Source organism: Diaphorobacter nitroreducens (assembly GCF_002214645.1).
GTDB classification, from domain to species: domain Bacteria; phylum Pseudomonadota; class Gammaproteobacteria; order Burkholderiales; family Burkholderiaceae_C; genus Diaphorobacter; species Diaphorobacter nitroreducens.
In genome coordinates, this window is the sequence record NZ_CP016278.1 from 3668595 (window position 1) to 3681798 (window position 13204).

Annotated in this window: 13 protein-coding genes; 1 reads left to right on the forward strand and 12 read right to left on the reverse strand. The window is 68.7% G+C overall.

Annotated elements, in window-relative coordinates; translation table 11 throughout:
- Positions 1-83: 83 nt before the first annotated feature.
- The 12 genes from flgL to flgB all read right to left on the reverse strand — a co-directional run bounded on the left by flgL (position 84) and on the right by flgB (position 12135).
- Positions 84-1346, reverse strand: a complete 1263-nt coding sequence (flgL, locus tag BA022_RS17180) for a flagellar hook-associated protein FlgL (protein ID WP_088888264.1) — start codon at positions 1344-1346, stop codon at positions 84-86.
- A gap of 11 nt (positions 1347-1357) precedes the next feature.
- Positions 1358-3352 (reverse strand): flagellar hook-associated protein FlgK, encoded by a 1995-nt coding sequence (gene flgK, locus BA022_RS17185; protein WP_088888265.1) that lies wholly within the window; start codon positions 3350-3352, stop codon positions 1358-1360.
- Positions 3353-3378: 26 nt separating this feature from the next.
- Positions 3379-4323, reverse strand: a complete 945-nt coding sequence (gene flgJ, locus BA022_RS17190; protein ID WP_088888657.1) for a flagellar assembly peptidoglycan hydrolase FlgJ — start codon at positions 4321-4323, stop codon at positions 3379-3381.
- An 82-nt stretch (positions 4324-4405) separates the two neighbouring features.
- Complete coding sequence (locus BA022_RS17195) at positions 4406-5530, reverse strand: flagellar basal body P-ring protein FlgI (protein WP_011806922.1); 1125 nt, start codon at positions 5528-5530, stop codon at positions 4406-4408.
- Between the two features lie 177 nt (positions 5531-5707).
- Positions 5708-6688, reverse strand: a complete 981-nt coding sequence (locus BA022_RS17200) for a hypothetical protein (protein WP_088888266.1) — start codon at positions 6686-6688, stop codon at positions 5708-5710.
- A complete protein-coding gene (locus BA022_RS17205; protein WP_015914367.1) occupies positions 6689-7405 on the reverse strand; it encodes a flagellar basal body L-ring protein FlgH in 717 nt (238 codons plus the stop codon).
- A 23-nt stretch (positions 7406-7428) separates the two neighbouring features.
- Positions 7429-8211, reverse strand: a complete 783-nt coding sequence (gene flgG / locus BA022_RS17210) for a flagellar basal-body rod protein FlgG (RefSeq protein WP_011806919.1) — start codon at positions 8209-8211, stop codon at positions 7429-7431.
- A gap of 18 nt (positions 8212-8229) precedes the next feature.
- Positions 8230-8970 (reverse strand): flagellar basal-body rod protein FlgF, encoded by a 741-nt coding sequence (gene flgF, locus BA022_RS17215; protein ID WP_088888267.1) that lies wholly within the window; start codon positions 8968-8970, stop codon positions 8230-8232.
- A gap of 26 nt (positions 8971-8996) precedes the next feature.
- The gene (locus BA022_RS17220; RefSeq protein ID WP_088888268.1) at positions 8997-10592 is read right to left on the reverse strand and encodes a flagellar hook protein FlgE; all 1596 of its coding nucleotides are present in this window, start codon (positions 10590-10592) and stop codon (positions 8997-8999) included.
- 28 nt (positions 10593-10620) lie between these two features.
- Positions 10621-11271: a flagellar hook assembly protein FlgD gene (locus tag BA022_RS17225; RefSeq protein ID WP_015914365.1), complete on the reverse strand. Its 651-nt coding sequence runs from the start codon at positions 11269-11271 to the stop codon at positions 10621-10623.
- A 21-nt stretch (positions 11272-11292) separates the two neighbouring features.
- On the reverse strand, positions 11293-11697 hold the full coding sequence (flgC, locus tag BA022_RS17230; protein ID WP_011806915.1) for a flagellar basal body rod protein FlgC: 405 nt from the start codon (positions 11695-11697) through the stop codon (positions 11293-11295).
- A gap of 21 nt (positions 11698-11718) precedes the next feature.
- Positions 11719-12135: a flagellar basal body rod protein FlgB gene (gene flgB / locus BA022_RS17235; protein WP_088888269.1), complete on the reverse strand. Its 417-nt coding sequence runs from the start codon at positions 12133-12135 to the stop codon at positions 11719-11721.
- 225 nt (positions 12136-12360) lie between these two features.
- Between flgB and flgA the strand changes: the two genes are divergently transcribed.
- Entirely contained in the window at positions 12361-13113 is a 753-nt protein-coding gene (gene flgA, locus BA022_RS17240) for a flagellar basal body P-ring formation chaperone FlgA (protein WP_088888270.1), read from the forward strand.
- Positions 13114-13204 lie beyond the last annotated feature (91 nt).

Below are 13204 nucleotides of genomic sequence, written 5' to 3' on the forward strand. Positions count from 1 at the left end.
AGAAGTGTGGTCAGAGCGGGATGCCGGCCATTGTCACGCCAGTCGCGCGGGCGCGCACGTGGCGAAACCCTGCGTGCGCGGCGTCAGCTGATGAAATTGAAGAGCGACAGGCGCTGCACCTGCGCGTAGGACTTGAGCGCGGCCTCGTAGCCCACGCTGGCGTTCTGGAAGTCCGAGATACCCTGCACCATGTCGAGGTCCTCCGCGCGCGAGCGGTCGGCTTCGAGCTGGATCGAGCGCTTGTCCTGGTCGCCGGTGATGCGGTCGGCGCGGTTGAGCAGCTCGCCCGCATAGCCGCGCATGTTGTGCAGGCGTTCCATGCCGGCGTCGATGTTGGCCAGGGCCTGGCCGACGGCCTGGGCGGCGGCCACGCTGTCGGTGGCGTCGGTGATCCCGCGGATGGCGCTGTCGATGGTGCCCATCAGGCTGGAGCTGGGCTGCAGGGCAACGCTGTCGCCCGCCGCGGGCGTGCCCGTCAGGCTGAACGACATGACCGTGTCCGGGCCTTCGTTGATGGTGATGGGAATGGGCTGGCCGGTCTTGACGGGCGCGGTGGTCACGTTTGAGGTGGTCACCGTGCCGTCCTTGGCGGTCTTGGTCAGCGTGTAGTCGACGACGGTGGTGCCCGCTACCGGGTCCACCGTGACGGTGTTCACGGCCAGCGCATACTGCGCGCCGTCCAGTGCCTCGCGGTTGGAGGTCGTGATGGCGCTCGTCACCAGGGAACTGCCCGCGCCGCGCGTGACGGTGGCGGTGTACACGCCGTCGCGCACCGGGTCGAACATCAGCGCGGCATGCCCGTCCACGGTGGTGGGGATCGCCGCGCCACTGCTGGCTGCCTGCCCCGGCAGTCCGGCGAACAGGTAGTCGGGGTTGTTCAGCAGCGGGCCGGTGAAGGGCTCCAGCGCACTGCCCAGCGCGCCCAGCAGGGGAACGCCGTTGGTGTCCTTGCGGTTGATCACCTGCGTGAGCTGCTCGCGCAGGCTCTGGATCTGGTTGGCGTAGGTCTTGCGGTCCTCGGGCTTGAGCGCGCCGCCGCCAGCGGCCACGACCAGCTGGCGAATCTCCTGCACCAGGCCCACGGCGTCGCCCAGGGTGGATTCGGCCTGTGCGATGGCGTTGCGCTGCACGTCCAGCGCGCGCTGCTCGGTCTGGATGCGGCTGATGCGCGTGAGCGCACGCTCGGCCTGGGCGGCGGCCACGGGGTCGTCGCTGGGACGCACCACGCGCTTGCCCGCGGTGAGGTTCTCCTGCAGGTCCACCAGGGTTTTCTGCCGTGCGCTGAGGTTGCGCAGCGTGGCGTCGTACATGTTGGCGGTGCTGACGCGATAGAAAGAGCTGCTCATGGCGATTCCTTTCAGCGGCCCATGGTCTGGATCAGGTTGTCGAAAATGTTCTGCGCGATCTGCAGCATCTTGGCGGATGCCTGGTAGGCCTGCTGGTACTGAATCAGCCGCGCGGCCTCCTCGTCCAGGTTCACGCCGGAGACGGCCGTGCGGCTGGCTTCCAGGTTGCTGGCGATGGAGCCCGAAAGCTTGGCCGCGTACTGCGCGCTTTGCGTGCGCGTGCCCACCTGGGCCATGAGGCCCGCATAGCCGTCGGCCAGCGAGGACTCGTCGAACATTTTCACGTCGCGCAGCGCCATGAGGGCGCTGGCGTTGCCCGCGTTGCGGGTGTAGATGTCGCCGTACTGCGGGTCCAGGGCATTGCCCACGTTGACCGTGTCGCCATCCTTGGGCGTGCCCTGCAGGGTGATGGACCAGCCATTGATCTGGATGGGGACGCCCGGTGTGAAGGTCTGGCCCGTGGCAACCGCCGTGGGGGGCGTGGTTCCCCGGTTGTACACGTCGTATGTCGCGGGCGGGCCGGCGGTGAAGGCCAGCTGGATGCCACCGGGAAAGGTGGGCGGCGTGGCTGTGTCGCCGTTGGGCGGCAGCACCAGGCCTGGGGGATTGGGCTGGCCCGTGGCCTTGAGTTCCGCCAGTTGCAGCGTCCCCGCGTTGGAGGTTCCCATGGCCGCATTGATGGGGTTGGCGGCGGCCAGGTCGCGCGGGGAATACACCAGCGACTGGATGTTGGCCGCCGCGCTGGCGAAGGGCTTGAACAGCACGCGTTCGTTCACGGCGCCCGCGGTGGTGAACTTGAAGGTCAGTCCGTCCACCATCGTGCCCGCCGGGTCGGTCAGGTCGGCGACGGCCGTGGTCTTGCCGTCGGACAGGCGAATGATCTGGCCTGCGGGGGCCGGGCCCGTGAAGCGCACTTCGTAGTCCGACGCGGCGAACTCGGTGGGCGAGAACTGCGTGCTGTCGCTCAGGTCGATGCTGCCCACCGCGGTGCCGCTGGTGTGGCCCGCGACCGATGCGGGCGTGGAGAACAGCGGCTTGCCGGGCTGGCCCTCCAGCGTCAGGCCCAGCGTCTGCTGGTGGTTCAAGGTGGTGCCGATGGCCAGCGCCATGCGCCCCAGCAGGTTGCGGCCCTCGGCCAGGTCCTGGTTGGCAAAGCGCAGCAGGCCGGCCACTTCGCCGCCGCCCAGCATGCCCTCGTTCAACTCCACGGGCGCGCCGCCCGCGGGCTTGAAGAACAGCTGCGTGAGCTGGCTTCCCGGGAACTGCTGGGATTCCGCCACCAGCACCTCGCTGGCCTTGTCGCCCAGCACCAGCGCCTGGCTGCCGCCTACGAACACGCCCACCGTGCCATCGTCGGCCGGGATCTGCGTGGTCTGGATGAACTGGTTGAGTTCGCGGATCAGCTGGTCGCGCTTGTCCAGTAGATCGTTGGGGCTCTGGCCGTTGCCCTTGACGCGGGCGATCTGCTCGTTCACGTCGGCGATGCTCTTGGCCAGCGAGTTGATGCGCGTGGCGTCGTTCTGCAACTGTTCATTGACTGAATAGGCGATCTCGTGCAGCTGCTCCGCACTGCTGCGCATGCGCGCGGCCATCTCGTTCATGCGCGTGAGCGTGACGGTGCGCGCCGTGATGTCGGTCGGCGAGGACACCACGTCGGCCAGCGAGTTCAGCATGTCGGTGATGGCGGCGCCCAGGCCGCTGGTGCCCCCCTGGAATACGTCCTGCAGCTGCCCCAGGCGCTCGGCGCGCACCGTGTCGCCCGCCTGTACCGCCTGGGCGGCCGCGGCCTGGCGCGTCAGCAGCTCGCTGTGGTTGCGCAGGATGGTGGCCACCTGCACGCCGTTGCCGATGTAGCCTGAGCCGGTGAACTGGCCCTGCACGGTCTCCATCGCCACGTTCTGGCGCGAATATCCGGCCGTGCTGACGTTGGCGATGTTGTGCCCGGTGGTCTGCAAGGCGACCTGGTTGGCGAGGAGGGCGCGGGCGCCGACGTTCAGAAGACTCATGGTTCAGTGCGTTGGTTCTTATGGGTTTAGGCCTGCGTCCCGGATGCCTGGGCCAGCACGGGCGCGCTGGGGGTGCGCGCCACGCCCAGCGTGCTCTGGATGGCGCGGCTGAGCTTGGCGGCGTATTGCGGATCGGTGGCGTAGCCGGCCTTCTGCAGCTCCGTGGCGTAGGCGACGGCGGAATGGGTCTTCTCGCGCGCCTTTTCGTAGCGCGGGTTGTCGTTGATCAGGCGTGCGTAGTCGCGGAACGACTCCTCGAACGAGTCGTAGGCGCGGAACTTGGCGACCACCTTGCGCGGCGCGCCATTGATGTATTCGGTGGTGGTCACCTCGGCCACCTTCCCGGTCCAGCCCTTGCCGGCCTTGATGCCGAACAGGTTGAAGGAGTTGCTGCCGTCCTTGTGACGGATCTCGCCCTTGCCCCAGCCCGTCTCGTGCCCGGCCTGGCCCAGCATGAAGCTGGCGGGGATGCCGCTGCTGCGCGCCACGCGCTCGGCCGCGGCGCGGTGGTGCTGCACGAAGTCGTCACGGCCCTTGGGCGACGCGGCACGCGGATTGTCGGCAGGCGCAGCCTTGCGCAGCGCGACGTCCATGCTCAGCGTGGAGCCCGGCACCAGCGTGGTCTGGCCGTCGCCGCCCAACTGGCGCGAGAGCTGGCGCTGGATGGCCTCGGCCAGCCCGCCGGGCTGACCCGCCATCTGCACCGACAGCTGCTGGTCGAACAGGTCGCTGGCCAGGTTGCCCTCGGCGCCCTCCAGCAGGCCGGACTTCATCGTCGCCTCGCGCATGCTCTTGATGAGCTCGCGCATGAACAGGGATTCGAGCTGCTTGGCCGCCTCCAGCGTGGCGTCCTTGGTGGCCTGGGCGTCGCCCTGGCTGGCTTGCGCCTTGAGGCTGTTGAGTGCGCGGCCGTCCACGGCCAGCGCCTGGCGTGCGGACGTTGCGCCTGCATTGGGGAGCGAAAGGCTCATATCCACCTCCCGCCGCGCCGCACGCGGCATGGGCCTTGAATGGAAGCGGCGCCGCCGCGGGGAAGGACGCGCAGGAGCGGCATCAGATCACCTCCAGCTCGGCGTTGAGAGCGCCTGCGGCCTTGATGGCCTGCAGGATGGCCAGCAGGTCCTGCGGTGTGGCGCCCAGCGTGTTGAGCGCGCGCACCACGTCGGCCAGCTGCGGCGAGGCGGGCACCTGCATCACCTTGCCGCCGTCCTGCTGGATGGCGATGTCGCTCTTTTGCGCCACCACGGTCACGCCGCGCGACAGCGGGCTGGGCTGGCTGATGACTGGCGTGGTGCTGATGGTGATGGACAGGTTGCCGTGCGCGATGGCGCAGGGGCCCAACGTCACCGCCTGGTTGAGCACGATGGAGCCGGTGCGCGCGTTGATGACCACCTTGGCCGCGGGCGTGGAGTCGGGCAGTTGCAGCTCCTCCAGCTCGGCGATGAAATTCACCCGCGCGCCGGGGTCCTGCGGCGCGCGCACCTGCACGGTGCGCCCGTCCAGCGCCACGGCGGTATCCGGGCCCGAGCGGGCGTTGATGGCCAGCGCCACCTTGCGCGCGGCCTGGAAGTCCGAGGCATTCAGGCCCAGGGTGATGGTGTCGCTGTCGTGCAGCGGCGTGGGCACGGCGCGCTCGACCTGGGCGCCATCGGGGATGCGTCCAGCGCTCAGGTGGTTGATCTGCACCTTGCTGCCGCCGGCCGATGCGCCCGCCCCGCCCACCACCACGTTGCCCTGCGCCAGGGCGTAGATCTCGCCGTCCGCGCCGCGCAGCGGCGTGGCGATCAGCGTGCCGCCCTTGAGCGACTTGGCGTTGCCGATGGAGGACACCGCCACGTCGATCATCTGCCCCGGCTGGGCGAAGGCGGGCAACTGCGCCGTGATCACCACCGTGGCCACGTTCTTGAGCTGCGGCGCCGTGGTGCCCGGCGGCAGGCTGATGCCCGCCTGCTGCAGGTAGTTGGACATGGCCTGCGCGGTGAACGGCATCTGCGTGGACTGGTCGCCCGTGCCGTCCAGACCCACCACCAGGCCGTAGCCGGACAACTGGTTGCTGCGCACGCCCTGCACGGCCGCGATTTCCTTCAGGCGCACGGCCTGCGCGGGCGCGGCCAGGCCCAGGGCGGTGGCCAGGGCCACCAGGCAATGGACGATGCGGGAGTAGGGCAAGGCTTTCATGCCCCCGATTGTGGGCAGCCGGGCCTCTGGGCAATGCGCGGAAAAGCGGGGGCTTTTGGGGCGTTTATCGGCGCTGGGGCGGCGGGTGCGGCGTGGCTTGCCGGTGGCGCAGCGCTGATAGCAAAATTGGCCTCCAGCGCTTTACCATAAAGCGCTAGTAGCTATAAAAATAATAGTTTACTTGCGCGTGCGCGCGGCCCTGGCGGGCGCTGCGGCATGGCGGATGCAGTAGTAGTAGCCGTTGGGCACGCTGGCCAGGTGGTTGGGCCGCGCGCGGCCCGCGCCGTCGTGCGCAAGCGCCGTGTCGTACAGGCCCGCCTGCACGTGGTACACGCCAGCCGGCTGCAGGGCCACGCCGCCGCCGTAGAAGCCCGCGGCCTCGGCGGTTTCCAGTTCTGCCGCCGTGGGCAGGGCGGCGTTCTGCGACTGGCAGTAGCGCAAGGCCGCGTCGCGCGACACCAGCCGGTCGGCATGGCCCGGCGCGGCCGTGAGCCACTGCGCGCTGCCCAGCGGGTTCTGGTGGGCCGTGAAGCGTGTGCCCTGGAAGTAGTCGAACAGGTCGCGCGCCAGCGCCTCGGCCAATAGCGGCGCGGGCGCCGTGGCGGTGAAGCTCTGCGACGCACCGCTGCGCAGCTTGACCAGCGTGGCCGTGGCCTGCACCAGCGCGCCGTCCAGCCGCGTGTAGGTGATGTAGGCGGCCAGCGTGATGCGGCCCACGCGGCTGGGAAGGTCGTCCCGTGCGGAGGGGCGCTGCAGCTGCTCGGGGGTGATGTCGGCGAAGTCGAAGCGCAGTTTGGGGTTGCGCGTGTTGATGCGCCGCGCCTGCCGGTCCAGCTCGGCGATCAGCTGTACGTTGAGGCTGCGCCCCAGCTCGGCCAGGGCCGCGCGCTCGTGGTGGGCCTGCAGGCCGTCCACCGCTTGCAGCGCGGCGGCCACCTTGGCGGGGTCGGCCTTGTCGGCATGCAGGTCGGCAATGATCTGGCGATCCTGGCCGTAGTCGCCCAGGTCGGAGGCGCGGATCACCGGGATGTTGGGCCACACGGTGAAGGGCTGGTCCACCGGGTCGCGGAAGTCCTGCGCGCCTGCCGGAGCGCAGGCCAGTGCCGCCACCAGCGCGGCCGCGCGCAGGGCACCTGCCCACAAGCGTTGCAGCGTCATTTAGAACGGGCTGATGGTGTTGAACGCGCGCGCCAGCCAGCCCATGGCCTGGGCCTCGGCCTGCTCGCCCAGGCCGCGCGAGATCACGCGCACATTGGCCACGTAGCGCGAGTCGATCACGCTGCCCGGATGGCCGGGCTGGCCGCGGCGCAGGTGGCGGGGATCGACGATGCCCGAGAAGCGCAGCACATCCACGCTGCGGTTCACGCCCACCTGCTTCTCGCCGGTGATGACCAGGTGGCCGTTGGGCAGCACTTCGGTGACGAGGGTGGTGATGTTGCTCTTGAACTCGTTCTTGCTGGCGGTGTTGCCGCTGCCGTTGAAGGTGTTCTCGTAGCCCGCGCCCAGGCCCGATCGCGCGGCCAGCTTGCCCACCGTGGAGGGGGCCAGCAGCGGCAGCGCCGTGATGCTGCCCTTGGTGTCGCCGTTGCGGTTGACGTTGGACTTGGTGTCCTGCTTGGCGTCGATGCTCTCCAGGATCTCGATGGTGACCATGTCGCCCACCAGGCGCGCGCGTTGATCTTCGAAAGCAGGCCGGTAGCTGGCGGCATGGAACAGGCTTCCCGAGGCCGGGCCGGCGGGGCGCGGCAGGGCGGCGATCGGGGGCGGCGTGGTGGGCAGCACGTCCACCGGCGGGGGCGGGTTGATGCTGGCGCAGCCGGCGGCCAGCGCGGCAGCGGTGGCCGCTGCCAGAAGGCGCAGGAGGGAGGTGGTCATGGCAGGGTTCCTTGTCATGCGGCTCACAGCTGCGACAGCTTGGCCAGCATCTGGTCGGACGTCTGGATAGCCTTGGAATTCATCTCGTAGGCGCGCTGGGTCTGGATCATGGTGACCAGTTCCTCCACCACGTTGACGTTGGAGTTCTCCAGGAAGCCCTGCTTGATGATGCCCAGGCCGTTGGTGCCCGGCTCGGCCTGCTGCGGCGCGCCGGAGGCGGCGGACTCGCGGTACAGGTTCTGTCCCACGGGCTCCAGGCCCGCGGAGTTGATGAAGCTGGACATGCCCAGCTGGCCGATCTGCTGGGGGTTGGGGTTGCCCGCCACGGTCACGCTCACCATGCCGCGCTCGCTGATGCTGATGCTCTTGGCGTCCGCCGGCACGGTGATGCCGGGCGCCACGGGCAGACCGCTGGAGGTGACCACGCGGCCCTGCGAGTCGAGCTTGAACGCGCCGTCGCGCGTGTAGCCGGTGGTGCCGTCGGGCAGCTGGACCTCGAAGAAGCCGTTGCCGTCGATGGCCACGTCCAGGCTGTTGCCCGACTGCTGCAGGCTGCCCTGCGTGAAGTTGCGGCTGGTGGCGACCACGTTCACGCCCAGGCCCAGGTGCAGGCCCGTGGGCAACTGGTTCTCCTCGGTGGTCTGGCTGCCGACCTGGCGCAGGTTTTGGTAGATCAGGTCCTCGAACACCGCGTTGTTGCGCTTGAAGCCCGTGGTGGACACGTTGGCGAGGTTGTGCGAGATCACGTCCAGCTGGGTCTGCTGGGCGGTCATGCCGGTCTTGGCGATCCACAGCGAATTCATCATGGCGGTAGTCCTTCAGGGTTAGCCGTTGAGGCTCAGCAGCTGGCCTGCGCTCTTGTCGTCGCTCTCGGCGGTCTGCAGCAGGCGCATTTGTTGTTCGAACTGGCGGGCGGCGGCGATCATGCCGACCATGCATTCCACCGGGTTCACGTTGGATCCCTCCAGCACCCCCGAGCGCAGGCGCGCGTTGGGGTCGGCGGGCAGCGGGTCGCCGCCGGCCGTGCGGAACAGCCCGTCGTCGCCGCGCTTGAGCGGGTTGTCCGCCGCGGGCGTGGCCAGTTTCAGGCGGGCCACGGGCTGGGGTACTTCGCCCGCCAGGCGGGCGGTGATGGTGCCGTCGGCGCCCAGCGTCACTTCGGCATTAGGGGGCACGTCGATGGGTGCGCCGCCGTCCGAGAGCACGGCCATGCCGGTGCTGGTGACCAGCTGTCCGGTGGCAGTGACCTGAAAGGACCCGGCGCGCGTGTAGGTTTCCACGCCGTCCAGACCCTGCACGGCGAACCAGGCATTACCCACGGCCATGGCGTCCAGCGGACGGCCCGTGGTCTGCGCGGGCCCGGGGGTGTCCACATGGCCCGAGGTGGCCTCCAGCGCGAACACGCGCGTGGTGGAGCCGCCGCCTTGCAGCGGCACCGAGCGGAAGTTGGACATCTCGGCGCGAAAGCCGGTGGTGGAGGCGTTGGCCAGGTTGTTGGCCAGCACCGCCTGCCGGTGCGCGGCGGCATTCGCGCCGGTCATGGAGGTGTAGATGATGCGGTCCATGGCGTGGCCTCGGCGTCAGTGGGTTATCAGCGCAGGTTGACGAGGGTGGACATCACCTGGTCCTGCGTCTTGATGGTCTGGGCGTTGGCCTGGTAGGCGCGCTGGGCGGTCATCATGTTGACCAGCTCGGCCGTCAGGTCCACGTTGGAGTCTTCCAGGGCGCCGGCGCGCAGCGCGCCGAAGTTGCCGTCCGTGGGCGCACCCAGCACGGGCTGGCCCGATTCGTAGGTCTCCACCCAGTTGTTGCCGCCCACGGCCGCCAGGCCCTGCGTGTTGCGAAAGCTTGCCAGCGCGATCTGGCCCTCGGCACGCGTCACGCCGTTGGAGTAGCGGGTCATGATCATGCCGTTGTTCTCGACATTGATGCCCGTGAGCTCGCCCGAGGTGTAGCCGTCCTGCGAGAGCTCGGAGACGGCGAACTTGGTGCCGAACTGGGTGACATTGTTCAGGTCCAGCGTGACAGGGTAGGAGCCTGGCGCGGGGTTGCTGCCCGGCGCCGTGGGGCTGTTGGGGTTGGCCGGGCTGGGGTTGACCATGAGCGCCAGCTCGAACGACTGCTTGGCGGCCGCGGGCGCATCGGTCAGGTCGGCCACCCCGAAGGTGCCGCCGGCGGGCGACGTGCCGCCCGCGTAGTCCACCAGGTTGTCCTTCAGGCGGGCGGAGGCCACGAGGCTGTTGGTGGGCGCGTCCGAATAGGTGAAGTCCCAGGCGTCTTCGGGGTTGGTGAAGCTCAGCGTGGTCTCGCGGATGGCATACACGCCCTGGTCGTCCGGGCCGTAGAAACGGTAGGTGAAGGACGTGGGGAAATCGTCCTTTTGCGTCAACGCCGGGTCCGCGTTGGCGACCGAGGTGGCCACGGGCTCCAGCGTGGCGGCCACGGCACCGTTCTTGTCGGCGATCAGGCGGCCGGTGATGGCGGGGACCGTCGGCGGCGTGGTGGTCAGGTCGTCCAGTTGGTTGTAGATGTCCCAGGTGTTCGCGCCGTTCTTCTCGAAGTAGAAGGACAGCGGCGTGGCCACGCCCTGGCTGTCGTACACGTTGAGCGAGGTGCCGTAGGTCGTGCGCGGCGTAGCCGCCACGGGTGGGGTGGCGCCCGGGTCGCCCTTGGCGTTGGGCGTGCGGGCATCCAGGTTGAAGGCCGTCTTGATGGCCGTGGTCTGCCGGGCCGGGATGGGCGCCGTGGTGGGGAAGGTCAGCGGCACGGCCGTGCTGGAGGTGCGCAGGCCGGTCACGGGGTCGATGGGGTAGCCCATGACCTGGGCGCCGTCATTGGTGACCACGTTGCCCACGTTGTCCAGCTTGAAGTTGCCGGCGCGCGTGTAGGCACGCGAGCCATCCGGCATCTGCAGCGTGAAAAAGCCGTTGCCGTTGATGGCCACGTCCAGGCTGTTGCCCGTGACGGTGAGGTTGCCCTGGTTGAACTGCTGCGCAATGGCCGACACCTCCACGCCGATGCCGGAGTTGGTGCCGCTGGACGCGCCGATGGCCGAGGCGATCATGGCCGCGAATTCGGTGCGCGAGGCCTTGAAGCCTGTGGTGTTGGCGTTGGCGATGTTGTGGCCGATCACATCGAGGTTCTTGGCCGACGCGTTCAGGCCCGAGAGGCCTTGCTGGAAACCCATGGTGTTCTCCTGGAGGAAAGCGCGGCTCTCAGAGCACGCTGTGAATGCGGAAGTAGTTGACGATGTCGCCGTTGTCCAGCGTGAGCGTCAGCGCACCGGCGTTGGAGCCCGTGGCGACCACCTGCGCCTCGGACAGTCCCGTCGCGGTGACCGCGGTCTCGCCCGACGTGGCCCGCACGCGGAACCGCAGGTCGGCGGCGTTGCCGCTGTAGCCGGCGGCGTCCCACTCGAAAGAGCGGCGGCCCTTGTCCTGTGCGCCGAGGTCCACGGTGTCCACCACCACGCCGCCGGGCGTGACGATGTCCACCTGCACGTCGGTGGCGGTGTTGTCCAGGTTGAAGTAGCCCTTGCCCTTGCCGTCGCTGACGCTCAGGCGGTCGCCCTCGGTCAGCACCGAGCGGCCGATGAGCGAGATGCCCTGGATCTGCTGCATGGTCGAGAACTCCTCGGCCATGGTTTGCATGGTGAGGTTGAGCGTCTGGATGCCGGTGACGGTGTTGATCTGCGCCATCTGCGTGGTCATCTGCGCGTTGTCCAGGGGGTTCATCGGGTCCTGGTTGTTCAACTGCGCGACCAGCAGCTTGAGGAAGCGGTCTTGCATGGCCGCGGGGTCGTTGGTCGCGTTGGCCGAAGCGCCGGTGTTGGTCGTGGCGGTGGTGCCGATGGGGTTGAGAATCATGGCGTGCTTTCGGAGGGCGGTTTACTGGCCCATCTGCAGGGTCTTGAGCAGCAGCGTCTTGGCCGTGTTCATGACCTCCACGTTGTTCTGGTACGAGCGCGAGGCCGAGATCATGTTGACCATCTCCTCCACGGCGTTCACGTTGGAGTGGGTCACGTAGCCCTCGGCGTCGGCCATGGGGTTGGCCGGGTCGTGCACGCGGCGGCCGGGCTGGTCGCTCTCCTGGATGGACGACACGCGCACGCCCGCGGCGCTCTCAGGCCCCATGGGCGCGGTCTGGAAGACCACCTGGCGCGCCTTGTACGCCTGGCCGTCGGGGCCGGCCACGGCGTCCACGTTGGCCAGGTTGCTGGCCACGACGTTCAGCCGCTGCGACTGTGCGCTGATGGCGCTGCCCGAGACGTTGAAGATGGAGAACATGGACATGGCGGGTGCTCTCTTTCGGGATTACTGGCCCTGGATGGCGCTGAGCATGGTCTTGGACTGGCCGTTGATGAAGCGCAGCGTGGCCTCGTAGCGCACGGCGTTGTCCACGAACGCGGCGCGCTCGCGGTCCATGTCCACGGTGTTGTTGTCCAGGCTCGGCTGGGTCTGCAGGGCATAGCCCAGCGTGCTGTCCGAGCTGCCACTGGCGGCTGCCGGAAGCGGGATGTGGCGCGGGTCGCTCACGCTCTGGCTGCGCAGGGGGCTGGGGTTCTGAGCTTCGTTCACGGCACGCATGGCATCGGCAAACTTGAAGTCGCGCGCCACGTAGCCGGGCGTGTCCGCGTTGGCGATGTTGCTCGCGATGGCACGCTGGCGCTCCGAGCGCAGCAGCAAGGCGCTTCCGTGAAAGTCCAGGCGGTTGGTCATCTTGTCGAGCATGTGGGCCTCGGCGTGTAAAAAAGGGGTTCGGCCGCCATGGCCCAGGGGGCTTGTGGCGTGCGTCGATTATGGAAATCGCCCCGTTTTTCTAAAGCGCGAAGAGCGCTGGGATTGGCCCGTTGTTCCGCGCTTGGCGCATGCGGTGGCCAGCCTACAGTGGCAGGTGTGAAAAGGCGTCCGGGGCCCGTTGTGCCGGACCGCCGTCAGACCCGTTGGAGTCCCGTCATGCCGCTTCCTATCCTGCGCTCATCCCGCCTTGCCTGCCTTCGCTTCCTGATGGGCGGCGCGCTGGCGCTGGGCTCTGCCCTGGCGCTGTCCGCCCATGCCCAGCAGGGAGGCGATCAGACCGCCGAGCTGGGCTCGATCACCCAGCACTGGCTGGACGATGCGCTGGCCCAGGCGCAGGCTGGGGGGCTGCCGCTGCGCATGGAAGTCAGTGTGGGCACGCTGGATTCGCGCCTGCGCCTGGCGCCCTGCGCGCGCGTGGAACCCTATCTGCCCGCTGGTGCCCGCCTGTGGGGGCGCACCCGCCTGGGCCTGCGTTGCGTGGACGGCCCCACCCGCTGGAACGTGTTCCTGCCCATCACGGTCAAGGCCTTCGGCCCCGCTTGGGTGCTGGCCGGCAATGTGGGCACCGGCGCAGTGCTGAGCGAGCAAGATGCCATCGAGGCCGAGGTGGACTGGGCCGCAGAACCCGCGGCCATCGTGGCCAACCCCAAGGACTGGGTGGGGCAGACCGCCACCCGTCCGCTGTCCGCCGGCCAGGCGCTGCGCCAGAACATGGTGCGCGCCCCCGACCTGTTCAAGGCCGGCTCTGCGGTGCGCGTGGTGGTGCAGGGGCCGGGTTATGCGGTCACCTCCTCGGGCCAGGCCATGAGCGCGGGCGCTCAAGGACAGAGTGTGCGCGTTCGCATGGCCAATGGGCGCATTATTGGGGGTACTGTGCTTGAGGATGGGACAATAGAAGCCACTTTGTGAGCCGCGAGGCACCACAAAGCGCTAAAGTCTGCTCCCTGCCGGCCGAAAACATGGCTACTGGCCCCACATCTCACAGGGGTGGTGGAGAGTG